Origin of the sequence: Actinomadura pelletieri DSM 43383 (genome assembly GCF_003634705.1) — a bacterium.
GTDB lineage: Bacteria > Actinomycetota > Actinomycetes > Streptosporangiales > Streptosporangiaceae > Spirillospora > Spirillospora pelletieri.
Map to the genome: position 1 here is coordinate 624262 of NZ_RBWU01000001.1, position 25941 is coordinate 650202.

Consider the following 25941-nt stretch of genomic DNA (forward strand, 5'->3'; position numbering starts at 1 on the left):
CGGACGGATTCGTCGTGGGTCAAGCGGGTGGGGCTGGGCGGGGGGCGAGCACGGGTTGGCAGGGTGGCGGCTTCTGATCGGTTGGTGCGGGGAGGGCGGGCGGGGTCAGGATTGGGCGGCCGCGCCCACGATCAGGGGGGGTTCGTTGCCGGTGACGTGGTCGGGCTCGACGACGTCGGCGATCACTGCCGTGATGTTGTCGGGGCCGCCGTTGTCGCGGGCCTGTTCGATGAGGCGGTCGACGGCGCGTTGCGGGTCGGCCTCGGCGGACAGGATCTCGTAGATGCGTTGGGCGTCGACCGGGCCGCTCAGGCCGTCCGAGCACAGGAGGTAGCGGTCGCCGAGACGGGCCTCGCGGAGGCGCAGGTCGGGCTCGCGGTCCTCGCGTCCGTCCAGGACCCGGTAGAGCACGTGCGACAGGCGGGACGTCTCGGCGGGGTCGGCCTGCTGGCCCGCCTGTTCGGCCTCCGCCTTGAGCAGCTCGTCCATGGTGTGGTCCTGCGTCATCTGGAACAGCTCGCCGTCGCGCAGGAGGTAGCCGCGCGAGTCGCCGACATGCGCGAGGGCGACCGCGTCGCCGGACCACAGCATCGCGGTGAGCGTGGTGCCCATGCGGCTCAGGTCGGGACGTTCCTCCCGGACGATGCGCAGCTTCTCGTTGGCCTCCGCCACGGCGCGGCCCAGTATCTCGACGAGGTCGTCCTTGGGGGCGCCCGTGTCCAGGGAGCGCAACGAGCCGATCACGGTGGAACTCGCGACTTCGCCGCCCGCGTAGCCGCCCATGCCGTCCGCGACCGCGATCAGCCGCGCACCGGCATAACCCGAGTCCTCGTTGTTCTCTCGGTTGCAGCCGATGTCGCTGCCTGCTGCGTATCTGATTGCTACGTTCATACCAATTTCGATGACGATCCGGTCAGAGGAGTTGTATCAGTCACGGGCGGCGGCGTCGCCATCGGCGTCGGACGGGCCGACGCCGTGCCGGACGGCGTACAGCGCCGCCTGTGTACGATCCTGGACTCCCAGTTTCATGAGCAGATTACTGACGTGCGTCTTGACCGTCTTCTCGGACACCACGAGCGCACGGGCGATCTCCCGGTTGGACCTGCCCCGCGCGATATGCACGAGCACCTCCCGTTCCCGTTCGGTCAGCGCGGCCAGGCCGCGGTCGTCGTGCGATTCCGGCCCGCCCGCCAGCATCGCCTCGGCCGCGTCGGCCGCGAACAGCACATGTCCATCGTTGACCGCCCGGATCGCCTGGACGAGCGCCTGCGGGTCGACGTCCTTGTACAGGTACCCGGCAGCGCCCGCCTGAACTGCGGGCAGCACATGCCCGCGTTCGGTGACGCTGGTCAGGACCAGGACCCGTGCCGCCACCCCGCGCGCCCGCAGCTCCGTCAGCGCGACCAGGCCGTCGGCGCCCGGCATCTTGAGGTCCATGAGCACGATATCGGGCTCCAGGGATTCGGCCAGCTTCACGGCCGACACGCCGTCCTCGGCCTCGCCGACGACCTCGATGTCGTCCTGGATGCCGAGGAAGGTGCGCAGCCCCTGCCGGACGACCGGATGGTCGTCGGCGATCAGGACCCTGATCGGCCCGCGCCCGTTCGCGGTCACAGCGGCACCTCCAGCCGGACGGTCGTGCCCTTCCCCGGCGCGGCGTCGATGGTCAGCTCGCCGCCGATCGAGTAGGCGCGGTCGCGCATGGACGCGAGCCCCAGCCCGTTCTGCGGCTCGGCCGTGCCGCCGGACGCGTCGAACCCGGAGCCGTCGTCGGCGACCTCCAGCACGGCCTGGCCGTCCCTGGTGCCGAGCCGCACCTCCACGGTCCGCGCGTCGGCGTGCCGCAGCGCGTTGTAGAGCGCCTCCTGGGTGATGCGGAACGCGACGGCCTCGTGCTCCTCGGGGAGGACGACGGCCTCGTCGGCGGCGATGCGCACGCTCGTCTCGTGCGCGCGGTCGAGGACCTCGACGTGTTTGCGCAGCGAGGCGACGAGACCGTCGACGAGGTCGGCCGGGCGCAGCTCGAAGATCACGGCGCGGAGTTCGGCGAGGGCCTCGGCGGCGAGCCGCTCGACCTGCTCCAGTTCCCGGACGGTCCGGGCCGGATCCCGTTCGGCCAGCGCGGACGCCGTGCGGGCGGTGAGGCGCAGCGAGAACAGTTTCTGGGCGACGGCGTCGTGCAGTTCGCGGGCCATGCGGTTGCGTTCGGCGACGACCGTCAGCTCCCGGTTGTGCTCGTACAGGCGGGCGTTGGTGATGGCGATCGCGGCGTGCGCGGCGAACAGGGTGAGCAGCTCCTCGTCTTCGGCGGAGAAACCGCCGGGGTGCCGCTTGTTGGCGAGGAAGACGATGCCGAGGACGTTCTCGCCGTCGCGGATCGGGACGCCGAGGAAGTCCTTCAGGACGGGGTGCGCGTGCGGCCACCCCTCGAACTCGGGCTCCTTGCGGATGTCGGCGAGCCGTTTCGGCGTGTCGCCGTGCAGCATCGCGGCGAGCATCCCGTGCTGGCGGGGCAGGGGGCCGATGCGGTCCCACTCTTCGTCGGTGACGCCCTCGACGACGAACTCGGCGAACGAGCCCTCGTCGTCCGGGACGCCGAGCGCCGCGTACCGGACGTCCAGCAGCCGCGCCGCCGCCCGCACGATCACCTGGAGGACCTCGTGGACGGACAGGTGCCGGGTCACCGCGAGCACGGCGGAGCTCACGGCGTGCAGGGTCGCGCCCTGATCGCCGCGGCGGCCGTCGCCCGTTTCCATCCGGTCTCTCGTCTCCGCTGGCCGAGCGCCCGATGGCGCTCACATGTGAAGACCGTACTCGCTGCACGGCGCTTCCCGAATCAGCCCCCGGGGGGAGGTCTTCGCCCACGCGGTCGGGACGTCCGGGACGCCGGTCCTAGGACCATCTGACCAGCGTCGGAACGGCCCGTTGGCCGATGCCGCGAACACCGCGGATTCCTAGCGTCGAGAGCATGAGAACAGCACTGATCACCGGGGCGTCACGGGGGCTCGGCCGGGCGCTGGCCCGCGAGCTGGCCCGGGACGGCTGGCGTCTCGTCGTCGACGCGCGCAACGCGGACGAACTGTCGGCGGCGGCCCGTACCATCGCCGACGACGCCCCCGGGAACGTCACCGCGATCGCCGGGGACGTCACCGACCCGGCTCACCGCGCCGAACTGGTCCGCGCGGTGGACGGCGGGCTCGACCTGCTCGTCAACAACGCGAGCACGCTCGGCCCGACACCGATGTACCGGCTCGCGGCCCTGCCCGTCACCGACCTGGCCGGCACGTTCGCGACGAACGTGCTGGCGCCGCTGGCGCTGATCCAGGACGTCCTGCCGAGCCTGCGGGAACGGCGCGGCGCGATCTTGAACATCACCTCGGACGCGGCCGTGGAGAACTACGAGACCTGGGGCGGCTACGGGTTGACGAAGGCCGCGTTGGAACAGTTGTCCAACGTCCTCGCCGCCGAGGAGCCCGAGGTGGCCGTGTGGTGGGCGGATCCGGGCGAGATGAACACCGACATGCTGCGCGCGGCCGGTGAGGACGCCGACGCCGCTCCGCCCCCGGAGGAGGCCGCGGCCGCGTTGCGTCGTCTTGTGACCGACCGTCCGTCCAGCGGCCGCTACCGGGCCGCCGACCTGGCGGGCGCGCGATGACCACCGTCCTCGAACCCGAACACACGGCGGGGGCCGTTCCCGGGCGAGGCCTGCTCGGCTCCGGATACCGGGGGACGACGTTCGGGATCGTGCTGGTCGTCACGCTGCTGGCGTTCGAGAGCATGGCCGTCGGAACCGTCATGCCGGTCGTCGCGGACGATTTGGACGGCCTGTCCCTGTACGCGTGGGGCTTCAGCGCCACGCTGATCATGAGCCTGCTGTCGACGGTGCTGGCGGGCGGCTGGATCGACCGGTCGGGGCCCGTCCGGCCGCTCATGATCGGGCTCGGCACGTTCGTCGTCGGGTTGCTGGTCGCGGGCGCGGCGCCGTCCATGTGGCTGTTCGTCGTGGGTCGCGCCGTGCAGGGCCTCGGCACGGGCGTGTCGCTGGTCGCGCTGTACGTCGTGATCGCCCGCGTGTACCCGGAGGCGCTGCGTTCCCGGGTGTTCGCCGCGCTGTCGGCGGCGTGGGTGCTGCCGTCGCTGATCGGCCCGGGGGTCGGCGGGGTCGTCGCCGAGCACGTCGACTGGCGGTGGGTGTTCCTCGGGCTGGTCCCGCTGGTGATCCCGCCGACGCTGCTGCTGGTGCCCGCGCTGCGCGGCATCGAGAAGTCGAAGGGCTCCCCGTCCGACGGCAGGGGTCGTGCCGTGGCCGCCGTCGCGGTGGCGGCCGGTGCCGGGGCCCTGCTGTACGGCCTGGACAGGCCCGGTTGGACGATGCCGCTCGCCGCCGCCCTCGGGATCGCGGGCCTCGCCTACGGGCTGCCGAGGCTGCTGCCCGCCGGGACGCTCCGGCTGCGCCGCGGGCTGCCGAGCGTCGTCCTCGTCCGGGGCCTGCTCGCCGGGGCGTTCTTCGGCGCCGACGTGTTCATCCCGCTGGCGCTGACCCGGCTGCACGACTTCACCGCGACACAGGCGGGGATCGTGCTGACCGTGGGGGCGCTCGGCTGGTCGGCGGCGTCGCAGATCCAGGGCAGGTCCGAGCGTCCCCGCGAGTTCTACGCGCTGCTCGGCGCCGTGTTCGTCACCGCCGGGGTCATCGCCGTCGCGGTCGCGTTGCAGATCTCCGGCTGGCTCGCCGTGCCCGCGTGGATCATCGGCGGCGCCGGCATGGGCTTCTCGATCGGCAGTCTCTCCGTCCTGCTTCTCGACCTGTCGCCCGAGGACGAGCAGGGCGTCAACTCGTCCGCGTTGCAGATCAGCGACACCCTCGGCTCCTCCCTCGTGGTCGGGATCGCGGGCGCGCTGGTCACCGGCTTCGGCGGCGAGAGGCTCGGCACGGGCCTCGCCGTCGCCGGGGGGCTGTTCGCGGCGATCGCCGCGTTCGGCGTGATCGCCGCACTCCGCCTGGAGGTCCGGACATGACCGTCGATTTCACCCTTCCCACCGCTTTGGAGGCCCATGAGCCTCCGGAGGCGCGCGGCCGCACCCGCGACGGCGTCCGGCTCCTCGTCTCCCGCCGCGCCACCGGCGAGATCGCCCACCACGAGTTCCGTGAACTGCCCGACCTGCTCGACCCCGGCGACCTCCTGGTCGTCAACACGTCGGCCACGCTGCCCGCCGCCGTCCGGCTCGACCGGATCAGCGTGCACTTCTCCACACCCGTCCCGGGCGCGGACGACCGGCTCTGGATCGTCGAGCTTCGCCGCAATACCGGCAAGACCAGCAAGCCCTACACGGGCGGCTGCGCCGGCGAGTGGATCCCCCTCCCCGGCGGCGCCACCCTCACCCTCGTCGGACGCCATGGAGGCGGTCCCGGGGAGTGTGGACGGTCGTCCCCTCACGGGGGATCGGAGCGGCTCTGGGAAGCGCGGTTGAGCACGGACGTCGTCCCGTATCTGCGGCGCCATGGCGCACCGATCCGGTACGGGTACGTCCGTCGCGACTGGCCGACCACCGCCTACCAGACCGTGTTCGCCCGCGACCGGTCCACCGGCAGCGCGGAGATGCCGAGCGCCGGGCGTCCGTTCACGCCCGAACTGGTGACCCGGCTCGTCTCGCGCGGCGTTCTCATGGCCCCGATCACGCTGCACACCGGCGTCGCGTCGCCCGAGGCGCACGAACCGCCCTACGCCGAACGCTACGAAGTTCCCGAGGCGACGGCCGCGCTGGTCGAACACGTCCGCTCCCGCGGCGGCCGGGTGATCGCCGTCGGAACGACCGCCGTCCGGGCCCTGGAGACGGCCGTGGACGCCTCCGGGCACGTCCGGCCGTCCACCGGTTGGACGGAACACGTCGTCACCCCCGACCACGGCGTCCGGGCCGTGAACGGCCTCCTCACCGGCCTGCACGAACCGAAGTCGTCCCACCTGATGATGCTCACCGCCATCGCGGGCCCCGACCTGCTCACCGCCACCTACGACGCCGCCCTCGCCGAGGGCTACCTGTGGCACGAATTCGGCGACATCAACCTCGTTCTGGGTTGAGCGGACGCGCGGCGGACCCTCGTGCACAGGACGTTCATCTCCGCCCGGTACCGTTGTGACCAGCTATGGACGGGTCAGCGCAACGCACACTGCTCATCACGCTCACCGGGCGCGACCGCCCCGGCGTGACCTCGCGACTGTTCACCACACTCGCGGAGTTCCCACTCACGGTCGCCGACGTCGAGCAGGTCGTCATCCGGGGGCGGCTGGTCCTCGGCGTGCTGCTCGCCTACAGCGAGGGCACCGACATCGGCCGTGTCTGGAACGCCGCCGAACGCGTCGCCAACGACCTCGACATGGAGATCGAGCTGGCCACGGGCCGCAACAAGCGGACCCCGAAGCGCCGCGGCCGACTCCACGTCACCGTTCTCGGCGCGCCGCTGAAGCCCGCGGCCATGGCCGGGATCTCCGGCCGGATCTCCGCGCACGGCGCCAACATCGACCGCATCGAACGGCTCGCGCACACCCCCGTCACCTGCATCGAGATGGACGTGTCCGGCGCCGACCCCGACGCCCTGCGCGCCGGGCTCGCCGCCGAGGCCGCGCAGCAGCAGGTGGACGTCGCCGTCCAGCAGGGCGGTCTGCACCGGCGCGCGAAACGCCTGATCGTCATGGACGTCGACTCCACCCTCATCCAGGGCGAGGTCATCGAGCTGCTCGCCGAGCACGCCGGATGTCTCGACGAGGTCGCCAAGGTCACCGAGGCGGCGATGCGCGGCGAACTCGACTTCGAGGGCTCCCTGCGCGAACGCGTCGCGCTGCTGGCCGGGCTGGACGCCGCCGCGATCGACGACGTCCGCGACAAGGTCAAGCTCGCCGCGGGCGCCCGCACCATGGTCCGCACGCTGAAGCGCCTCGACTACAAGTTCGCCATCGTCAGCGGCGGCTTCACCCAGGTCACCGACGCCCTTGTCGACGATCTCGGCATCGACTACTCCGCCGCCAACACCCTGGAGATCGAGAACGGCAAGATCACCGGCCGGATCACCGGCCCGGTCATCGACCGGGCCGGCAAGGCCACCGCCCTCGAACGGTTCGCCCGCGAGGCCGGAATCCCGATCAACCAGACCGTCGCCATCGGGGACGGCGCCAACGACCTCGACATGCTCCAGGCCGCGGGCCTCGGCGTCGCCTACAACGCCAAACCCGTCGTCCGGCAGGCCGCCGACACCGCCGTGAACGTCCCCTATCTCGACACGATCCTGTTCCTCCTCGGCATCTCCCACGAGGAGGTAGAGGCCGCCGACGCCCTCGACTCCCAGGGAACCGGCTGAACCCTCGGGGGGACGCACCGTGCACAGGCGGGCGCGCGAAGCCTACGCCCAGGTGGGCGGGGCCGCGGCGCCGATGTACGGGGTCGCGGCGGCGCTCGCCATGGCGGTGCCGCTGCTCGTCGGCGCGCTGACCGGGCACGACGCGCAGGGGTCGATGATCGCGCTGGGCGCGTACCTGGTGGCGCTGCGGGCACCGGAAGGCCCCTACGGGGCGCGGGCCAGGGACCTCGCCGTCGGGGTCCTCGTCGTCTCCGTCGGGGCCGCGGTCGGCGGGCTGCTCGCCGGGCACACCTGGCCGTCGGTCATCGTCGTCCCGCCGCTGATCGCGCTCGGTGTCGCCGTGCCGCGGATCGGGCCCACGGCCGGGCTCGCGGTGCTGCTCAGCGCCGTCCGACCGCCGTCCGCCGACGTCATCGGCATCGGACTGCTGGAGCTGACCGGTGGACTGCTCACCGCCGGTCTCCTCCTGGCGCCATGGCCCGCGCGGCGGCTGCGTCCCCTGCGCGCGGCCCTGAGCGACGCCGCCGACGCGGTCGCCGAGGCACTGGACGCGGTCGCGCAGGACGTCGCGGCCCCCGACAGCAGCCCCCTCGACGCGGTCGACCTGACGAACCCGGACCTGCTCGCCGTCACCCGCATCCCCGACTGGGAGCCCAAACGGCGCGCGGCGTCCGAGGCCCTCACCGCGGCGCGCACCACCTACGGCCTCTACAGGTCGGGACGCACCCGCAGCGACCCGACCCGACCGGAACGGCTCATCGACGGCCTTAGCCGTGTACTGCACGAGACGGTGACGCTCCAGGCCGTTCTGGAGGCCGCGAAGAACTATCCGCCGGACCGCGACTGGGAACTGGAGACACAGACCGCGATCTCGGCGCTTGCGGCACGGCTGCGGCTGATGTCCGGCGCCATCGCCACCGCAGGTGACGCGCCGCTCGGCGGGGAGGAGTCCGCCGCCGTCCGCCGGATGGGCCGGGCCGCCGAACACATCAGACGCGCCGGACTCGCCGGCGACGAGGACCTCATCGCGGTATCGCTGATCGGCCAGGTGCGCCGCTCGATCGACCGCATCGCGGGCGAGGTCGCCTCCACCCGCCGCATCGTCGCGGGCGGCCTCCGGCTCCGGCCCCGCGCGCCCAGAATGCCGGAGACGCTCGACCCGATGCCGATCTGGGCCCAGGTGCGACGCGCCGTCCGCACCCGCTCCCCGATGTTCCGGCAGGTAGCACGCGTCTTCGTGACGGCCGTCGTGGCGATGTCGCTGGCCGCCGCGCTCGGCCTCTCCCACGGACACTGGATGACGATCACCGCGATGCTGAGCCTGCGCGCCACCTACGGCGAGACGGTCGAACGGGTCGTCCAGCGCGTCGGCGGCACCGCTGCCGGCTCCGTCATCGCCGCCGTGATCCTCACCCTCGCCGCCGGCCCACCCACCGTCGCCGTGATCGTCTTCGGGTTCGCGCTCGCCGGATTCGCCATGCGCGCGGTCAACTACGCCTACTGGGCCTTGTTCGGAACCCCGCTGGCGATGATGCTGCTCGACTTCTCCACACCCGCCGACTGGCGCACCGCCGGCGAACGGATCGTCCTGACCTTCGCCGGGACACTCCTGACCTACCTCGCCGTCCGGCTACTGTGGCCCACCGGTCACCTCGAACGGCTACCCGTCCAACTCGAACGGCTCCTCGGCACCCATGCCCGACTCGTCCGGACGACCGCGGACGTCCTCTCCGGCGAACGCGTCCGACTTCCGCACGACACGATCGTCGCCGCCGAACGCTCCGCCGAGGCCGTCGCCGAGACCCGCACCCGCCTCGGACACGAACGCCTCCCCGACCTCGAACTGATCAGTGAACTACGCACCACCGTCGCCGCCGCCCACCGCACCCGCGACCACCTCATCGCCGTCGCCAGGCTCTCCCGCGAGGAGGCCGTCGACACCGGCCCGATCCCCGAGATCCTCGACCGCCTGGCCGACCAACTCGAAGAAGCCGCAGAGAACCTCGAGGACCCCGAAGACATCGACCCGGACGCGGCCACCCCCGCCGACGAACTCCGCGACGAGTTGGCCGACCTCGACACCCACCTGTCCGCCCTGACCCGCCGCCGCCGCGCCGAGATCAAGTCGGGCGTCGGACGGGACGACTTCACCCCCGTCCAGCACGCCCTCTTCCAGGTCTCCGGCACCCGCCACACGATCAGAGCCCTACGCCACGACACCGCAACGGTCATCGAGTCATCCCTGTCCGCCGCCACCCCACGCCCCTGAGCCGTGCCTCAGTGACCCTCACCCACGCCTGGCGCCCACCTGACCGGCCCCAGCTCCTTGAGGACCACGCTGCAACTCGCTGACGAACCCTCTACTTCGCGGACCATCACCCGGGACCCCTCCAACCTGGCAGCGCCCCCGGGGAGCGGCCATGGCGTACGACACCTGAACCCCTCGGCCGGCCCGACTCGATCAGCGGAGCGTTGCGGTCGGGCACAGGGACGTTCCTGGCGCGGAGTGTCTGTGTGGTAGCTCCGCACCACGCCAGGACGAACCATCTACGTCGCGGACCATCACGCGGAGTCCCTCTACCTGGCAGCGCCCCGGATACGCCGCCGCCGGGGGCAGCCGTGGTGTGCGGCACCTGGACCGCTCGTCGGCCTGGCTCGATCAGCGGAGCGTCGCGGTCGGGCACAAGGACGTCCCGGGCGCGAAGTGTCTGTGTGGTAGCTCCGCACCACGCCGGAAGGCTCTCCCAGTGCAAGATCATTCAGCCCCGGTGTCGCCGTCACCAACGTCCTTGGGCAGTACGGCTAGTCCTTCGGCGTGTGGACCGTCCGGAGCGTTCCGATGCCGCGACGGACGTCCGCCCACGCGCCCGGCACCTCGATCACGGCGAGCGCGCAGGTCGGATAAGAATCCGGCGCCTCCCCACAGAGGTCATGAACAAGCTGGTGCACGGACGGGTTGTGCCCGACCAGCAACACCCGCCCGACATCGTCCGGTACCTGGGCGATCAGGTCGAGCAGCCCATCCGGGTCGTTGTCGTAGATCCCGGACTCGAAGCTCACCTCGGCATCGAACGCGAGCAGCGCGAACGTCTCCCGCGTCCGGGCGGCCGTCGAGCAGAGCACCAGACCGGGAACGAGATCATTCGCCCGCAGCCACTCCCCGGCCGCCGCGGCGTCCCGCCGCCCACGCTCGTTGAGCGTTCGATCGACGTCCGGGATCCCCAACCCCGCAACGGCCTTGGCGTGACGAAGCACTATCAGTTCTGGCATTTCTCTCCTCCTGCGGCCTCGGGGGAGAAACGCGACGCGATCGCCGGCATCGCTTCGTCTCGCCTGAGGGTCGGCTGCGCGATCAGGTTCTCGCCTCGCTCGTGCTTCAGCCCCCGGCTGTGTCTTCGGACGCGATCGCGAACCTGGAGGTCGTCGCGGGGTTGCTGCGATGGCCGGTGTCGCGGAACGGAGGGGTCCGGCGGGATGCCGTGCTCACGGGAACCGCGGTGATTCCGCACGGCTGACGTCAGGGGGCGACGAGGGCCGCCAGGCCCCAGATCAGGAGCAGGATGCCGAGCATCGCGCCGAGCATGAGCGCCATGCCCTTCGGTCCCGACATCGTCGACTTGCCGCCGCTCGCCACAGCGCCTCCCGCGTTCCCTGCTGCCGCGCCGCCTGATGGACGCCCGCACTTCCCCTACAGCGTATGGCCGCCGTCCACCCGACCATAAACGAGGCACCCGCACGACTGAGCCACACCCGGCCATGACGCTCCCGAGACACCGTCCCCGAACTACAACCGGACCCCGACGACACCTGTGCCGCTACTCCAGAGGACCGTCCGAGCAGACCTCCACGAACGGCGACCGGGGCAGGTACACCCGAACGAAGACTCTCCAAGCCCTTCACCGCGCAGACCTTCGCGAGCCGCGCGCAAAGCGGTCCCGAAATGCGCACGGGGACCGGTGGCGGGTTGCCACCGGTCCCCGTGGATGGACGGTTATGCCTTGTTCGTGGACGATTCTTCGCTGCCGGACTCGGCCGCGGTGCCGTTTTCGGCGCCGACGGCCGCCTCCTCGGGGGCGCCCTTCTCAAGAGCGCCGCCCTTGGCCGCGCCGCTTTCCGTGGCGCTCGGCTCGGGCGGGCCGCCCTCGACGGCGGGTTCGGCGATCGGGTCGGCGCGCCGCTTGGAGACGAGGATGGCGGCGACCACGACGGCGACGGACAGCGCGGTCACCGCGACACGCAGGACCATGTTGCCCGCATAGGTCACGACCGCGTCCGCGATCAGCAGCGCGACCAGGTTCATCACCTTGATCAGCGGGTTGATCGCGGGCCCGGCGGTGTCCTTGAAGGGGTCGCCGACGGTGTCGCCGATGATCGTGGCCTCGTGCGCCTCGCTGCCCTTGCCGCCGAGGTGGCCCTCCTCGACGAGCTTCTTGGCGTTGTCCCAGGCGCCACCGGAGTTGGCGAGGAACACCGCCATCAGGACACCGGCCGCGATCGCGCCGCCCAGGTACGCGCCGAGCGGTGCGTAGCCGAGGGCGAAACCGACCGCGATCGGGGTCATGATCGCCAGCAGTCCGGGGGTGGCGAGCTCGCGCTGCGCGTCCCGGGTGCAGATGTCCACGACCCGGTCGTAGTCGGGCTTCTCGGTGTAGTCCATGATCCCGGGCTTGGTGCGGAACTGCTCGCGCACCTCGACGACGACGCGTCCGGCCGCGCGGCCGACCGCCATGATCGCCAGGCCGGAGAACAGGAACACCACCGCGGCGCCGATGATCAGTCCGATCAGGACGTTCGGGTTGTCGATCGACAGGCTGAACACGCTGAAGTCGCCGAGGGCGTCCTTGGCGTCGTCGGACGCGTCGTTCAGCGCGGAGATGACCGTCGTCCGGAACGAGCCGAACAGCGCGGTCGCGGCCAGCACTGCCGTGGCGATCGCGATGCCCTTGGTGATCGCCTTGGTGGTGTTGCCGACGGCGTCCAGCCGCTCCAGCACGGCCGCGGCCTCGCCCTGCACGTCACCGGACATCTCGGCGATGCCCTGCGCGTTGTCGGACACGGGACCGAAGGTGTCCATCGAGACGATCACGCCGACCGTGGTCAGCAGCCCGGTACCGGCCATGGCCACCGCGAACAGCGCGACGGTGGTGTTGCCGAAGCCGAGCAGGAACGCCCCGTACACGGCGCCGCCGATGACGAGCGCGGTGTAGACGGCCGACTCCAGGCCGAGCGAGATGCCGGACAGGATGACGGTCGCGGGGCCGGTGCGGGCGCTGTTGGTGACCTCCTGGACCGGCTTGCGGTTCGTCTCGGTGAAGTAGCCGGTGAGCAGCTGGATCGCGCTGGCCAGCACGATGCCGATGATGACCGCGCCGAGCGCCACCCAGCGCGGGTCGGCGTCCAGGCCGCGGATCTCGGCGTCGGTGACGCCGCTCAGCTCGGCGAACGACGAGGGCAGGTATGCGAACGCGGCGATCGCCACGAGCACCGCCGAGATCGCCGCGGAGATGAAGAAGCCCCGGTTGATCGCCGTCATACCGGAGCGGTCGCTTTCGCGGGGCGCCACCGCGAAGATCCCGATCACCGCGGTGATCACACCGATCATCGGGACGATCAGCGGGAACACCAGACCCTCGGTGCCGAAGGCCGCGGTGCCGAGGATGAGCGCCGCGACCAGCATCACCGCGTACGACTCGAACAGGTCGGCGGCCATGCCCGCGCAGTCACCGACGTTGTCGCCCACATTGTCGGCGATGGTCGCGGCGTTGCGCGGGTCGTCCTCGGGGATGCCCTGCTCGACCTTGCCGACCAGGTCGGCACCGACGTCGGCGGCCTTGGTGAAGATGCCGCCGCCGACCCGCATGAACATCGCGAGCAGCGCCGCACCGAAACCGAAGCCCTCCAGAACCTTGGGCGCGTCGCCCTGGTACGCCAGGACGACGACCGCCGCGCCGAACAGGCCGAGCCCGACGGTGAACATGCCCGCGACACCGCCGGTGCGGAACGCGATCCGCATCGCGGTCCGCTCGCCGCCCTCCTCACGAGCGGCCGCGGCGACCCGGACGTTGCCCCGGACCGCCAGCCACATGCCGGTGAACCCGGTGACGGCCGAGAACAGCGCGCCGATGACGAAGAAGACCGACCGTCCGATCCGCTCACCGGTGGAGTCGGCCGGCAGCAGCAGCAGAACGAGCGGGATCAGGACGACGAAGACCGCGACCGTTCGGAACTGGCGTTTCAGATAGGCACCCGCGCCTACCTGAACGGCCCGCGCGATCTCTTGCATCTTCGTGGTGCCCTGGCCCGCGGCCAGTACCTCACGTACGAGACCCGCGGCGACGGCCAGTGCCAACAGTGCGATCACGGCGACGACGACGACCAAAGAAAGGTCGCCGCCGCCGAGATCCACCTCCGCGCTGGCCGGGCTTGACAGGGAAAGCCCAGACATCCGTCCTCCTCGACAGGGGTTTTGCGATCTCGACCGTCAAAAGACGATCTTTACCGCGTACCCCGCGAGTCATGATTTCGAACGCCTCGCACGGCAGCGCGGGTCCCGGGAGTCTACGCACGCGACAGTCGATTGTTAAGGCCGCACGGCCATGGACAGAGATGTCGCCGAATTGCAACAAACGATATGCCGGAATTTGACATGCTTGCCGATCCATGCGGCATTTCCGCAGGTCAGCCATGGTTAGCCCGCTATTACCCCGCGGCCACACCGGCAGGCGCGCACCACACTCCACACATCAGCGCCCTACCAGCACTCCATTTAAGCTAAGCATTAAATCGCAATATGTCTAGGCCCAAATCGAACTCAGCCAAGATCAACAGCCGGCCGTCCGCAGCAGCCACGCCCCACAAGTCACACCAGCCCCAGAAGAAACTCCACCGGGAACCCCGTCCGGAGCCCCCGAACGCCCGCCCCAACCCCGCCGACGCCCTGCAACCAACGCACCCGCACCAAGCCCCGAGACGGCCCCCTCTCCGCTCAGCACCGCCGTGTTTCAGGGCGCTGGCCCGACGTCCCCACGCGCCACAGCGGAGACCCGACGTCGCTTCACAGAGCACCCCGTCATGCCCGCGCCTCGTCGCCGGATCGGATCAACCGGACGCCCGCCCGGCACTGACACCGCTCCGAGACGGCTCCGCCCCCAACCACCAGCGCCCCCGCCGACACACGGCGACGTCCTGACGTCCCAACACCACATGCACCAAGTGCCCGCCCCGCACACCGTCGACCACTCCACTCCCGTCCACACCGGACGTCCTAAGTACCTGAAGGACGTCAGGCGTTCGGCGACCTCGTCGAGCCCGGCTATGGCGTGTCTCGAAGTGCCGCCAGAGCTCTCACGCTGCGGCCGACCGTCAGCGGAGTCGACGACCCGCAGAATGTCCCCCTTCTTGTTGCCCGTTCCGACGCTGGCGCGTGCCTGAACGCCCCCGTAGAGACACCGCCTAAGTACTGGTCGGACCAGCGAGCCGTGTCGAAGTCGAATGCGGGCGCCATGCCCCACCCTCGCCATCAGTCGCCCCCGACCCCCGACTCGCCGGGAAGGTCCCCCTACGGCCAACGGATGGCGAAGAGTGCGGGGGGATGGAGCGGTTGCCCACTGGTGTCGTCGCATGTCAAGGGCGCACTTACGAGGACGGGCCTTGACCGTCCTCTAGGCTCCTCCGCACGTACAGGAGCGGCGGCCTTCTGCAAGGCTCGGCTGGCATTGCCTCGTCCTGCGGGACGTCACGATGAAGGCCCTGTCGCAGGTGCGGCAGGGCCTTCGTCGAAACGGGCGCGTCAGATGGTCGCCTCGGCCTCGGCCGGCCAGCTCATCCGTATCTGGACCCCCTTGGGCGTCGCGGCGATCTCCACATCGTCCGCGAGCCCGGCTATGACGGCCAGACCGAGTTCGGCGGCGTCCTCGCCGAAGCCGTACTCGAAGTCCGCCGCGTCCGGCGCCGTCGGGAGGCCGCCCGCCGTGTCGTCACCGGGGACGGTGTCGCTGACGGTCACCTCGAAACGGCGGTCGGCGCCGCTCAACTCCAGACGGACGGGCTCATCGGGGCAGTGTCGGCGATGTGTCTCCACCGCGCGTGAGCACGCCTCCCCGACCGCGAGCCTGACCTCGTCCAGCAACGACTCTTCGACGCCGCTGCGGCGGGCCACGGCGGTCACGATCAGCCGGGCGGTCCGGACATGGACGGGCAGCGCGCTGAAGGACAGTTCAACGGTCGACATCTCAGCTGCGGGCCGCCTACTTGGCGCCCTTGCGCTTCTCCTCGGCCTCGGCGATCGAGTCGTGGATGCCGAAGACCTTGGTCAGACCCGTGATCCGGAAGATCTTGAGGATGCGCTCCTGGGTGCACACCAGTTCCAGCGAGCCGTCATGGGCGCGCACCCGCTTCAGGCCGCCGACGAGGACGCCGAGGCCGGTGGAGTCGAGGAACTCCACCTTCTCCATGTCCACGAGCAGGTGGAACTTGCCCTTGTTGACCAGGTCGATGAGCTTCTCGCGAAGCTTCGGCGCCGTGTAGACGTCGATCTCGCCCTCCACGTTGATGACGGTCAGGCCATCGTCGGTGGTGTAGTCGTTCACCTTCAGGTCCACAGATCCATCCTCCAGCGCGCCGTGCAGCACTATCCGATCTCGAATTCCGGCCCCCCGGGGAGGCGACCGGCCATCGAGACTTCGCCGTGATTCAACCACGCTCCAGCGCCCGGCACGCACGTTATCGTCCACACGGACGTAAGTTCGCGTCGTCCCGCCTGACCTGCTGATCTCGTGGGCAGGATAGGGGGAACCAAGCCACCGGCGCCGGGGCGTTCCCGTTGTTTTGCCCCGGCTGGCAAACTGAAAACCTGATGGGCGCCCAAAGAACCTCACCCCCTCTCGACCGGCTGCTCGCCGATCCCACGAGACGCGACCGCATCACCCATGTCGAGGACGTTCCCGCACGTCAGGGCCGTCGCGCCGAATGGCCGGCCTGGTCGACGCCGCTTCTGGTGCAGCGGCTCGCCGCGGCGGGCATCGACGCCCCGTGGGAACACCAGGCCATCGCGGCCGACCATGCCCATGCGGGCCGTTCTGTGATCATCGCCACAGGGACCGCGTCCGGCAAATCGCTCGCCTACCTGCTGCCTTCCGTCGCGGCGATCTACACCGAAGACGACAATCCCCGGCACGAGGGGACGATTCTCTACCTGTCGCCGACCAAGGCCCTCGCCGCCGACCAGTTGCGCGCGCTCCGCTCGTTGCGGCTCACACGGGTGCGGGCGGCGACCTACGACGGCGACACCCCGCAGGACGAGCGGACCTGGATCCGGCAACACGCCAACTATGTGCTGACGAACCCGGACATGTTGCATCGGTCGATCCTGCCGAGCCATGCCCGTTGGTCATCGTTCCTGCGCCGCCTCCGGTACGTCATCGTCGACGAGGCCCACGGCTACCGCGGCGTCTTCGGATCGCACGTCGCGCAGATCCTGCGCCGGTTGCGCCGGTTGTGCGGCCGCTACCACGCGGACCCGACGTTCATCCTCGCGTCGGCCACCACGTCCGAGCCGGCGACCACCGCGTCCCGCCTCACGGGTCTCGATGTCGTCGCCGTCGAAGACGACGCCTCACCACGGGGCCCCGCGACGTTCGCGCTCTGGGAGCCGCCCCTGACCGAACTGCGCGGTGAGCGCGGTGCTCCCGTACGCCGTACCGCCACGGCCGAGGCGGGAGACCTTCTGGCCGACCTCGTTGTCGAAGGCGTTCAGACGCTCGCGTTCGTTCGTTCCAGGCGCGGGGCGGAGTCGGTAGCGCTGAGCGCCAAACGCGCCCTGCATGAGGTCGAACCCGCCCTGGCCGAACAGGTCGCCGCCTACCGCGCCGGGTACTTGCCGGAGGAACGACGCGCTCTGGAAGCCGCCCTTCGTTCCCGCTCGCTCATCGGCTTGGCGAGCACCAACGCCCTAGAACTCGGCGTGGACGTCTCCGGGCTGGACGCCGTAGTCGTCTGCGGGTGGCCTGGCACTCGCGCATCCCTGTGGCAGCAGGCCGGACGTGCGGGACGCTCCGGACAATCATCGCTTTCCATTCTGGTGGCCCGGGACGATCCGCTCGACACCTTCCTCGTCCACCATCCCGAGGCGATCTTCGGCAGTCCGGTGGAGGCGACCGTCCTCGACCCCGACAACCCGTACGTCCTGGAACCCCACCTTTGCTCGGCGGCGTCCGAGATGCCGTTGACCGAGGAGGATCTGCCCCTGTTCGGCCCGGCCACCGCCGACCTCCTGCCCGACCTCGTCCGCCGCGGCTTCCTCCGCCGCCGTCCCGCGGGCTGGTACTGGACGCGCCGTGAAAAAGCCACCGGCCTGGCGGACATCCGGGGCGCAGGGGGCGAACCCATCCAGGTCGTCGAACTCGGCACCGGACGCCTCCTCGGCACCGTGGACGAAGCGTCCGCGCACACCACCGTCCACGACGGCGCCGTCTACATTCACCAGGGCGACTCGTTCATCGTCCAAACACTCGACCTGGACGATTCCGTCGCCCTCGTCGAACCAGCCGACCCCGACTACTCCACCACCGCCCGCGATGTCACCGACATCACCATCATCGAGCAGCTCCGCTCCACCTCCTGGGGCGAGGCCACCCTCTCCTTCGGCACAGTGGAAGTCACCCGCCAGGTCGTCGCGTACCAGATGCGCCGCCTGCAAACGGGCGAGATGCTCGGCGAGAAACCCCTCGACCTCCCGCCCCGAACTCTGCGCACCCGCGCCGTCTGGTGGACCCTGTCCGACGCCCAACTCGCCGACCTCGACCTCGACCTCCCCGGCGCCGCCCACGCCGCCGAGCACGCCGCCATCGGCCTGCTCCCCCTTTTCGCCACCTGCGACCGCTGGGACATCGGAGGCGTCTCCACGGCCGTCCACCCGGACACCGGCCTCCTCACCGTCTTCGTCTACGACGGCCACGAGGGCGGAGCCGGCTTCGCCGAACGCGGCTACGCCAACGCCCCGTCCTGGCTGCGCGCAACCCGCGACGCGATCGCCTCCTGCGAATGCGACACCGGCTGCCCGTCCTGCATCCAGTCACCCAAGTGCGGCAACGGCAACGACCCCCTGGACAAACACGGCGCCTTGGACCTCCTGGCCATCCTCCTGGCCGAGGCCCCCACCCCACCCCCCTGACACCGCACAGCAAAGAGCGACCCCCAAACAGAAACCCCACGACGGCCGATCCATCCCATCAAGACCGCACCTCAACCTGCCCACCCACCCAAACGCCAACACCACCCAGGCACACCGACCCGGGACACGGCACAGCGAAGCGCGGCTACCCAAACAGAAGGACCGCAGATGGGCGGTCCGCCCCAGTAGGCAACGCCTCAAACCCGCCACGGAAGCACTCGACCGGACGTCATCCACCACCCAGGCGTACCGATCACAGCCTGAACCGACGGCGAAGAGCGGGCACTCAACCAGGAAAACCACCAGCGATCAGTCCGCCCAAGCCAGACAACATCTCAAACCCGCCACGAAAGCACTCGACCCAGACGTCATCCACCACCCAGGCGTACCGATCACAGCCTGAACCAACGGCGAAGAGCGGGCACTCAACCAGGAAAACCACCAACGATCAGTCCGCCCAAGCCAGACAACATCTCAAGACGTGCCACGAAAGCGCATCCACCCGCCCGGCAACCCACCCAGGCAAACCGACTACGGACACTGCACAGCGAAGCGTGATTACTCGAACACGAAGACCACCGAGACGGGCGGTACACCCCAGCCAGGCAACGTCTCAGACCTGATGCAGAAAGCGCCGCCACCCGAACGCCGTCCGCGGCCCCAGGCACACCGCCCCGGACGCTCTGCGGCGAGGGCGACGGCTCAAACAGAACGCCTGCAAGCGGCGATCCGCCCTACCTAGGCAGTGTCTCAAAGTGACCGTCAGAGACGCGCCAGCATCCGAACCGACGACGGGACGCAGGCACTCCATGAAGCACGTCGAACTCGCTGCGGCGTAAGTCCTCAGGCGAGCCCTCTGACGCCACTTTGAGCCACGCTCTAACCGTCTGCCCGACCTACGCGCAACGCGTCGAGCATCTGGGCGAGCGGCGGCCAGACCTCGGCGAGGCCGCTCTCCGGGTCACCGGACGCGGCCAGCCACAGCGCCGCCTCGTTCATCGCCCCGGACAGCAGATGCGTCAACGGAGCGACCGGCTGCGGCTCGATCACACCCTCCGCGATCAGCTCATCGATCGCGTCGGCGAGATGGCGGACCGAGCCGGACTCGTCCATAGCCCGCCACTCGTTCCAGCCCAGCACCGCCGGGCCGTCGACCAGCATGATCCGCTGGACGTCCGGGGCCGTGCTGGCGGTGAGAAACGCCTGACAGCCCGCCGTGAAACGCGTCCATGCCTCGTCTTCGCGGTCGGCGGTCTGCGCCACCGTCCGGGCCACCTCCTGCTGCACCTGCTCCAGGACGGCTCGGAACACGTCCTCCTTGCTCTTGAACAGGTGGTACAGCGCCCCCTTGGTGACCCCGGCCGCACCGACGATCTCCGCGAGGCTCACGTCGCCGTATCCCCGCGTGGCGAACAGTCGCCTGCTCTCGCGCAGCAGCACCGCACGCGTCCGCTCCCGCTGCTGAACCCTGACGTTCACACGTCCTCCTTGACATACCACCGGTATGTCAGTGTAGCTTCACATACCAACGGTATGTGAAAGGAGAAACCAGTGCGACTGACGAGCTTCTACCCGGTGATCGGCACGACGCGCCTGCGGGAATCCCACCGCTTCTACACCGAACTGTTCGGCTTCGAGACCACATTCAAGTCCGACTGGTACGTGAGCCTGCGCCGTCCGGGAACGTCCCCCTACGAGCTGGCCCTGCTCGATCCCACCCACCCGACGGTGCCAGAGGGCTACCGCGTCCCCACCCAGGGACTCCTGCTGAACTTCGAGGTGGAGGACGTAGACGCCGAATGGGAGCGGCTCGTCCTCCGGGGAGGCCTGCACCCGGAACTCCGGCTACGCGACGAGGACTTCGGGCAGCGCCACTTCATCGTCGCCGACCCCAACGGGGTCCTCATCGACATCATCACGCCCATCGCCCCGACCGAGTCCTACGAGGCCCAGTACCTGACCACGTGACTCACACGGTCAGGTCGAAGCAACCCGCTGGGCCGGCACCGCCGCCTGCTCTTCCATCCCGCGCCGCGCCTGGGCCAGCGCCTGCTGCAACTTCCGCCGCTCCAACTCCAGCGTCTGCAACGACTCCTGGTGCTCGTCCCGGAGATCCCGCAACTCCCGTCGCATGCTGACCGCGCGCTTGAACCCGAGCGCCGTGATCATCACCCCGACCATGAGCACGATCGCCAGCACGGCTCCGGCGGTGAACACATGCCACTGTTCCGTGATCCCCGGAATCTCGCTGCCGAACATGGTCATCTGGGCTCCGCCCGAGTTGTCCAGCACCACCGCGACACCCGCCGCAACAGCGGCGAACACCACGATCAGCCCAAAGAACATCATGCGGAGGATCTCCTCTCCATCAGGCCCTTTCTTTCGTCCCGGTCGGGACGGGGCCGAAGTGTCGGACGATAGGCACGCATTGCCGGGTGATCCGGGCGTTCCGACTGGCAAGGCAGCCTAGACCCCGACGCGCCGTCAGACCAGACCACCTCCAGCAGCCGCACCACCTCACACCACCCACACCCACCAAAAAGCACAGGACACCACGTCCGAAATTCTGATCATCAAGGTCGGACGCATTCGCGGTGGAGCCGAGATCGACCGTTGGCATGAGTTGCATCGCTGGAATCGAGGGCGGCGACTCCAAAGATTGCCTGCAAGACCAAGCTGAACTGGCGAAACGGCACAACCACCCGCAGGAGGAGGCCCCAGCGACCGCCCCCGCACCCCCAGATGATCGCGACCACGCTCCGGTGATCAACTGAGTCGCCCCCCAAGGAGACGATCACCAAGCGCAACCAGCCGAGGAGCACGGGTTCACCGGCAGCCACCAACATCTGCAAGAGCCCACCCGAGCACCCACCAGTTGCCCCTGAAGCCAGCGGCACTGACATCGCGGCGAAGCGCAGGGCGGGGGGAGGTCGTCGATCAAGCGGGCTCGAGCCGGGTGGGTTGCGCGCCTACAACATCGCCAGCGGCATGCCCCGCACGGTCGGCATCCATCACCACCCCAGAGACACTCGGCAGGCCATCTGCGGAACCCCTCCGAGAACAGGCGGTCTACCGTGACTCCTCACCAGTGGCCGAGGTAGCCCCGGCAGCACGGACGTTCACACCACCGGTTCGCTCACCAGCACTCCCAGCGGCCTTCGCTTCCTTCGACAACGGTATGTGAACCGCAGCGTCGCCGGGCAGCCGTGAGTCATCCAGGCCCTCGGCCCCCTTATCAGCAGCGCCTGCAGGTTCGGCAGGTGCCGTCTTGGCGAGTGCCTCAGCACGTGCGATCTGTCGCCGTGCTCGCCTGACCCGTTCGCGCCCGGTCCCACCACGCGCCACGCGGGCTGCCGTACCGCTGCTGCTCACCCGAGCTTGGGCGACGCGCAAGCCGCGCGTCCACATCCCGAGATGGGCAGCAACGATCAGCAGGACGAGCGCGATGCCGACGCTCTTGGCCCACCGAAGGCGGTCAGTAGCCACGACGTCCCGCGCCTCCGGTACACCGTTCACGACCTGCGGTGCCGGATGGGCGACGTCGGGCGCCGCACCATCGGGCCGAACAGAAGGCACGGTGACCGGCGCCTGGTTGTTCAGCGGAATTCCAACACCGGGAAGTCCGCCACCCGCGCCCGCGGACGACGGACTGCCCCCTTGCAGCGCCGCCGAACCACCGCTCACCGTCGCGCTCACGGTCGCGCTGCCCGAGTAGAGCGCCCCACCCCCACCTGAGGAACGGCGAGCCCGGACGCCTACAGACACCGGGCCACTCACCCGCGTCACCGCAAGTTTGGCGGAGCAACTCTTTCCTTGGCAGAAGGAGCCAACAGAGCCGGACTTGGACGCGACACCGGAACCCGAGAGCGTGTAGCCGGTGAGATCATCCTCAACCCCCCGCTTCCAACTCACGAGGAGTTCCCTACCGGACACCCGCACCGAAACCCCAGACGGCACAGCCGGCGCTATGCGCACCTTGATGGTGTTGGAATCGTAGATACGCCCGGTCTCTTTACCTTTCAAGTAGACGGTGTAGTCACCGTTCCGACGGATCGGAAATGTGCCGGACAACCTGCCCGTGAGAACCCGCTCCTGCAGGATTCTGTTGCCGATCCCGGGACCGTCGACCCAGAGCTGCATTGTGAGCGCCAACTCGAAGCGAGCCGTGGCGCTCAACTCAGAGCCGCTCGTGATGACCGCGCCGTTCGCGGGGGTGAGGACACTCGGCGCGGCGGCCTGCGCAGGTGTTGCGCCGAACACCGGGACGCCCATCGCAAGTGAAGCGGCTAGTGCGACTGCACCGATCCTGCGCATGAGGGTCACGTCCTGAATCCCTCCGACAACGTCCGTTCGGCACGTCCCGCCGATGACCGACCAGGACACGGTGTCGAGTGAAATTACGCGCTACGGCAGCGTAACGTATCACTGCGTAGTGGTGGCGAAGAGTGACATAACGGTTTCATCCCATCACCCTTGTCCACACTCGGCGCAACGATCTCCGCCATCGGCACCGTGGGACCCGCCCTCGCCCGTGACCCCACCGTCACGGCTCCGAGGCCCATCGGCACCTGAACGTTCACCGACACCAAAACCTCCACGTCCTCTCCCTCTACTCGGCAGCGCACCAACTCGGCACCGAACTCGGCGGCAATGCTTTTCGCTTTCCCGCACACCCCCGCCCGCCCCTCCATCACCCGTCCCGCACCTGCCAACGCCGCCAAATCAGCCGCCGAGTCCGCCCGATGCCGAGCAGCCCGCACCCCACCGACCGCCACAGCGGCGACCCCACCGACCCAAATGACAGCAGCAAAGGCCACCACCCAGACCGTCCCCGACCCCCGGTCGGCCCTCCAAAGAGCCCTGCGCACGAACATCCCTACCTCCCCTCCACCCGACCCCTTCGACACTCCCTCACCGCCCCTCCAGCCACCCCCTCCGAACAACCACCCCAGACCGCCCCCTCCCCACGGCAACATTCGCGCCACCACCCCTGCGCTAGCGACCCGCCCATGAACAACCAGCGCTCGCACCCGAAAACGGCAAGCAGGGCTCACTCGCCAGCCGAACCTCCTGGTCCCAGTCGCGGCGGTCGCACAACGGTCCCCCCGCTCCAGCCACCCGGCCATGAACGACCAGCACCCGCACCCACACATCCGTCATCGACCAGGCAACTCACCCCCCGGCGCACCCGTCCCCACGGCAGCGACCACACTCACCTCGGCACTCCAACCACCCGACGCCGAACGCCACGAGGCGAAGCAACGGCCGCGCTGGTCGAACACGTCCGCTCCCGCGGTGGCCGGGTGATCGCCGTCGGAACGACCGCCGTCCGCGCCCTGGAGACGACCGTGGAAGCCTCCGGACACGTCCGATCGTCAACCGGTTGGACGGAACACGTCGTGACCCCCGACCACGGCGTCCGGGCCGTGAACGGCCTCCTCACCGGCCTACACGAACCGAAGTCGTCCCACCTGATGATGCTCACCGCCACCGCAGGCGGCGACCTGCTCACCGCCACCTACGACGCCGCCCAGCCATAAACGACCAGCGCTCGTGCCCAACAACCGTCATCAAGCAAGCAGCTCACCCACCGGCGCCCGAGCCCACACGAGCAGCCACTTACTCACCTCGACGCTTCACCCGACGCTGAACGACGAGCGCTCACACCGGACAACGATGAGCAAGCCGCAGTCACCCGCCGGCCGAGCGCCCGGTCCAGCAAAGCAGCCATGCAACCACCCGCCGCACCGGCGCCCAGCCACAAACGACCAGCGCTCGCGGCCAAGCAACCGTCGCCGAACAGACGGCTCGCTCACCGGCGCGACTGGGCCCACACGAGCAGCCACTAACTCACCTCGACGCTTCACCCGACGCTGAACGACGAGCGCTCACACCGGACAACGATGAGCAAGCCGCAGTCACCCGCCGCACCGGCGCCCAGCCACAAACGACCAGCGCTCGCCGCCAAGCAACCGTCGCCGAACAGGCCGTCCGCTCACCGGCGCGACTGGGGCCACGGCGGCAGCCGCTAACTCTCCCAACCGCGCCGGGCGTCCGGCCGTGAAAGATCAGGATTTGCCGCCTGAGCGACCGCCAGTGAGCAGATCTCTCGCCCGCCGGGTTCATTGGGACAATCGCGTGGCCGCTCTGGTGCTCCGGCCATGAACGGCCAGCACACGCGTCCGGTCGGAGATGATCATTCGCTTGCCGAGGCGCCTGGTTCCGTGGCGGCGGTCGCGTGGCCGTGGACGGTCAGGGCCGGGAGGTCTGCGGCCGCGGGTGCCCTGATGGAAGCCGAGACGTCGACCTGGACGGTGGCTTCGTCTCGGTGCACCCGCACCGTCGCTCCCTTGGGGACGGCCCTCACCACGAGCTCGCGTACGGCGGTGAGGGATTCACCTCTCGCCGCGGCGCGGGCACCGGTTCGGGCGGCATCCGTGCAGGTGAGTTGGACGGAGGCGACCCTCAGACCCCACAACGCGACCGCTGTGATCAGGACCAGGGTGGGGAGCGCCACGGCGATCTCCGCCGTGGCCATCCCGCCGTCTTTCAACCGGCCAGATTGAGGGCCCTCTCGATGATCTGTGAGAGGAGGGACTTCACCTGCGAGCTGGTCACGATCTTGAACAGGACACCGGCGAACGCGGCCGCGGCGATCGTGCCGACCGCGTATTCGGCGGTCGACATCCCGCGGTCCTCGGATGCTCGGGAACAGCGTCGCACCACCTTCTGTATGGCCCGCATATGGGCTCCTTTCGCTTGTGGTTGTCCTCAGCTTGCTTCGGCAAGGCCCCGGCGGACGCATGAACGTCGACCTGTGGATAACTCACTCGGGGAGGAGGATCGTTGAGGCGATCCCGGCGATGGCCGGGACGACGCCGAGCAGTACGAAGGCGGGCAGGAAGCACAGGCCCAGTGGGGCGAGCGCGCGGATGCCCGCTGCTCGAGCTCTGGCGGCAGCGGCCGTGCGAGCCACCCGCCGCTGGTCTCGTGCGAGCCGGCTCAGGGACGGCGCCAGCGACGCACCGGTGGACGCCGCGCGCCCGGCCGTCCGGGCCAGGGAAGCAAGCGCTGGTTCCTTCGCGAGCGCACGCCAGGCGTCGGCAGGATCCGCTCCGAGCCGGATCTGGACGGAAACGGCGTGCAACTCGTCGCCGAGCGGGCCACCCACCGCATCCGCGACCGCGTCCACCGCCTCCTGCCAGGGAGCGCCACCACGCAGACAAGCCGCCAACAGATCGACGGCCACGGGCAGGTCAGCGACGAGGCGCGCCCGCCTGCGTCTCCTTTCCGCAACCCCGAGGCGACCGAACGAATACCAGACGCCGACCGCGGCCAGAACTCCGATCACGGCGCCGAACGGCCCGCCGAGCGTCACCACGCACACAATCCCAGCAACGGCCGCTGCCGCGCGCCG

Annotated in this window: 22 protein-coding genes; 8 read left to right on the forward strand and 14 right to left on the reverse strand. The window is 69.7% G+C overall.

All coding sequences use genetic code 11. From position 1 onward, the window contains the following. Window positions 1–105 precede the first annotated feature (105 nt). The 3 genes from BZB76_RS02840 to BZB76_RS02850 are packed head-to-tail and all read right to left on the reverse strand — an operon-like array spanning window position 106 to window position 2756. Window positions 106–891, reverse strand: coding sequence for a PP2C family protein-serine/threonine phosphatase (locus BZB76_RS02840; RefSeq protein ID WP_121432715.1), 786 nt, complete (start codon window positions 889–891; stop codon window positions 106–108). A 36-nt stretch (window positions 892–927) separates the two neighbouring features. Continuing rightward, a complete protein-coding gene (locus tag BZB76_RS02845; protein ID WP_117397570.1) occupies window positions 928–1614 on the reverse strand; it encodes a response regulator in 687 nt (228 codons plus the stop codon). Beyond that, on the reverse strand, window positions 1611–2756 hold the full coding sequence (locus BZB76_RS02850) for a GAF domain-containing sensor histidine kinase (protein WP_121432716.1): 1146 nt from the start codon (window positions 2754–2756) through the stop codon (window positions 1611–1613). Before BZB76_RS02850 ends, BZB76_RS02845 begins: the two co-directional genes overlap by 4 nt. Before the next feature lie 212 nt (window positions 2757–2968). Between BZB76_RS02850 and BZB76_RS02855 the strand changes: the two genes are divergently transcribed. The 5 genes from BZB76_RS02855 (at window position 2969) to BZB76_RS02875 (ending at window position 9623) form a co-directional block, all read left to right on the forward strand. Continuing rightward, window positions 2969–3655 carry an SDR family NAD(P)-dependent oxidoreductase gene (locus BZB76_RS02855; RefSeq protein ID WP_121432717.1) on the forward strand — a complete coding sequence of 229 codons (687 nt, stop codon included), beginning with the start codon at window positions 2969–2971 and terminating at the stop codon, window positions 3653–3655. Then, entirely contained in the window at window positions 3652–5019 is a 1368-nt protein-coding gene (locus BZB76_RS02860; protein WP_121432718.1) for an MFS transporter, read from the forward strand. Before BZB76_RS02855 ends, BZB76_RS02860 begins: the two co-directional genes overlap by 4 nt. After that, window positions 5016–6080 (forward strand): S-adenosylmethionine:tRNA ribosyltransferase-isomerase, encoded by a 1065-nt coding sequence (locus BZB76_RS02865; RefSeq protein ID WP_121432719.1) that lies wholly within the window; start codon window positions 5016–5018, stop codon window positions 6078–6080. Before BZB76_RS02860 ends, BZB76_RS02865 begins: the two co-directional genes overlap by 4 nt. Before the next feature lie 65 nt (window positions 6081–6145). Continuing rightward, complete coding sequence (gene serB / locus BZB76_RS02870; protein ID WP_121432720.1) at window positions 6146–7354, forward strand: phosphoserine phosphatase SerB; 1209 nt, start codon at window positions 6146–6148, stop codon at window positions 7352–7354. Between the two features lie 19 nt (window positions 7355–7373). Continuing rightward, window positions 7374–9623, forward strand: a complete 2250-nt coding sequence (locus BZB76_RS02875; RefSeq protein WP_147449293.1) for an FUSC family protein — start codon at window positions 7374–7376, stop codon at window positions 9621–9623. Between the two features lie 533 nt (window positions 9624–10156). On the opposite strand, the gene BZB76_RS02880 is transcribed toward BZB76_RS02875, so the two are convergent. From BZB76_RS02880 to BZB76_RS02895, 4 genes are all read right to left on the reverse strand, one after another. Continuing rightward, window positions 10157–10624 carry a SixA phosphatase family protein gene (locus BZB76_RS02880; protein WP_121432722.1) on the reverse strand — a complete coding sequence of 156 codons (468 nt, stop codon included), beginning with the start codon at window positions 10622–10624 and terminating at the stop codon, window positions 10157–10159. 721 nt (window positions 10625–11345) lie between these two features. Next, window positions 11346–13799, reverse strand: coding sequence for a sodium-translocating pyrophosphatase (locus BZB76_RS02885; RefSeq protein ID WP_246006719.1), 2454 nt, complete (start codon window positions 13797–13799; stop codon window positions 11346–11348). 1344 nt (window positions 13800–15143) lie between these two features. Then, a complete protein-coding gene (locus BZB76_RS02890; RefSeq protein WP_121432724.1) occupies window positions 15144–15584 on the reverse strand; it encodes an ATP-binding protein in 441 nt (146 codons plus the stop codon). A 16-nt stretch (window positions 15585–15600) separates the two neighbouring features. Next, on the reverse strand, window positions 15601–15954 hold the full coding sequence (locus BZB76_RS02895; protein WP_021597910.1) for an STAS domain-containing protein: 354 nt from the start codon (window positions 15952–15954) through the stop codon (window positions 15601–15603). 254 nt (window positions 15955–16208) lie between these two features. Here BZB76_RS02895 and BZB76_RS02900 point away from each other — a divergent pair, with 254 nt between their 5' ends. Continuing rightward, window positions 16209–18524, forward strand: coding sequence for a DEAD/DEAH box helicase (locus BZB76_RS02900; protein ID WP_121432725.1), 2316 nt, complete (start codon window positions 16209–16211; stop codon window positions 18522–18524). 879 nt (window positions 18525–19403) lie between these two features. Here BZB76_RS02900 and BZB76_RS02905 read toward each other — a convergent pair. After that, window positions 19404–20003, reverse strand: a complete 600-nt coding sequence (locus BZB76_RS02905) for a TetR/AcrR family transcriptional regulator (RefSeq protein WP_121432726.1) — start codon at window positions 20001–20003, stop codon at window positions 19404–19406. 72 nt (window positions 20004–20075) lie between these two features. On the opposite strand from BZB76_RS02905, the gene BZB76_RS02910 reads away from it, so the two are divergent. Further along, entirely contained in the window at window positions 20076–20492 is a 417-nt protein-coding gene (locus BZB76_RS02910; RefSeq protein ID WP_121432727.1) for a VOC family protein, read from the forward strand. Window positions 20493–20501: 9 nt separating this feature from the next. Here BZB76_RS02910 and BZB76_RS02915 read toward each other — a convergent pair whose 3' ends face one another. From BZB76_RS02915 to BZB76_RS02920, 3 genes are all read right to left on the reverse strand, one after another. After that, a complete protein-coding gene (locus BZB76_RS02915) occupies window positions 20502–20873 on the reverse strand; it encodes a hypothetical protein (protein ID WP_121432728.1) in 372 nt (123 codons plus the stop codon). Window positions 20874–21593: 720 nt separating this feature from the next. Continuing rightward, on the reverse strand, window positions 21594–22847 hold the full coding sequence (locus tag BZB76_RS34105) for a hypothetical protein (RefSeq protein WP_147449294.1): 1254 nt from the start codon (window positions 22845–22847) through the stop codon (window positions 21594–21596). 74 nt (window positions 22848–22921) lie between these two features. Next, the gene (locus BZB76_RS02920) at window positions 22922–23677 is read right to left on the reverse strand and encodes an Rv3654c family TadE-like protein (protein ID WP_420534758.1); all 756 of its coding nucleotides are present in this window, start codon (window positions 23675–23677) and stop codon (window positions 22922–22924) included. Window positions 23678–23827: 150 nt separating this feature from the next. Between BZB76_RS02920 and BZB76_RS36620 the strand changes: the two genes are divergently transcribed. Continuing rightward, window positions 23828–24064: an S-adenosylmethionine:tRNA ribosyltransferase-isomerase gene (locus BZB76_RS36620; RefSeq protein WP_170180433.1), complete on the forward strand. Its 237-nt coding sequence runs from the start codon at window positions 23828–23830 to the stop codon at window positions 24062–24064. Between the two features lie 656 nt (window positions 24065–24720). On the opposite strand, the gene BZB76_RS02930 is transcribed toward BZB76_RS36620, so the two are convergent. From BZB76_RS02930 to BZB76_RS35650, 3 genes are all read right to left on the reverse strand, one after another. Further along, window positions 24721–25062: a TadE family type IV pilus minor pilin gene (locus BZB76_RS02930; RefSeq protein WP_121432730.1), complete on the reverse strand. Its 342-nt coding sequence runs from the start codon at window positions 25060–25062 to the stop codon at window positions 24721–24723. Between the two features lie 11 nt (window positions 25063–25073). Further along, window positions 25074–25268: a DUF4244 domain-containing protein gene (locus BZB76_RS02935; RefSeq protein ID WP_121432731.1), complete on the reverse strand. Its 195-nt coding sequence runs from the start codon at window positions 25266–25268 to the stop codon at window positions 25074–25076. 82 nt (window positions 25269–25350) lie between these two features. Next, a complete protein-coding gene (locus BZB76_RS35650; RefSeq protein WP_246006720.1) occupies window positions 25351–25905 on the reverse strand; it encodes a type II secretion system F family protein in 555 nt (184 codons plus the stop codon). Between the last annotated feature and the right edge of the window lie 36 nt (window positions 25906–25941).

Bases quoted from the DNA above. Each gene is read 5' to 3' on its own strand.
- BZB76_RS02840 (WP_121432715.1), bottom strand. From the start codon at position 891: ATGAACGTAGCAATCAGATACGCAGCAGGCAGCGACATCGGCTGCAAC.
- BZB76_RS02850 (WP_121432716.1), bottom strand. From the start codon at position 2,756: ATGGAAACGGGCGACGGCCGCCGCGGCGATCAGGGCGCGACCCTGCAC.
- BZB76_RS02855 (WP_121432717.1), top strand. From the start codon at position 2,969: ATGAGAACAGCACTGATCACCGGGGCGTCACGGGGGCTCGGCCGGGCG.
- BZB76_RS02860 (WP_121432718.1), top strand. From the start codon at position 3,652: ATGACCACCGTCCTCGAACCCGAACACACGGCGGGGGCCGTTCCCGGG.
- BZB76_RS02865 (WP_121432719.1), top strand. From the start codon at position 5,016: ATGACCGTCGATTTCACCCTTCCCACCGCTTTGGAGGCCCATGAGCCT.
- serB (WP_121432720.1), top strand. From the start codon at position 6,146: ATGGACGGGTCAGCGCAACGCACACTGCTCATCACGCTCACCGGGCGC.
- BZB76_RS02880 (WP_121432722.1), bottom strand. From the start codon at position 10,624: ATGCCAGAACTGATAGTGCTTCGTCACGCCAAGGCCGTTGCGGGGTTG.
- BZB76_RS02885 (WP_246006719.1), bottom strand. From the start codon at position 13,799: ATGTCTGGGCTTTCCCTGTCAAGCCCGGCCAGCGCGGAGGTGGATCTC.
- BZB76_RS02890 (WP_121432724.1), bottom strand. From the start codon at position 15,584: ATGTCGACCGTTGAACTGTCCTTCAGCGCGCTGCCCGTCCATGTCCGG.
- BZB76_RS02900 (WP_121432725.1), top strand. From the start codon at position 16,209: ATGGGCGCCCAAAGAACCTCACCCCCTCTCGACCGGCTGCTCGCCGAT.
- BZB76_RS02915 (WP_121432728.1), bottom strand. From the start codon at position 20,873: ATGATGTTCTTTGGGCTGATCGTGGTGTTCGCCGCTGTTGCGGCGGGT.
- BZB76_RS02920 (WP_420534758.1), bottom strand. From the start codon at position 23,677: ATGTGTGGGTGCGGGTGCTGGTCGTTCATGGCCGGGTGGCTGGAGCGG.
- BZB76_RS02930 (WP_121432730.1), bottom strand. From the start codon at position 25,062: ATGGCCACGGCGGAGATCGCCGTGGCGCTCCCCACCCTGGTCCTGATC.
- BZB76_RS02935 (WP_121432731.1), bottom strand. From the start codon at position 25,268: ATGCGGGCCATACAGAAGGTGGTGCGACGCTGTTCCCGAGCATCCGAG.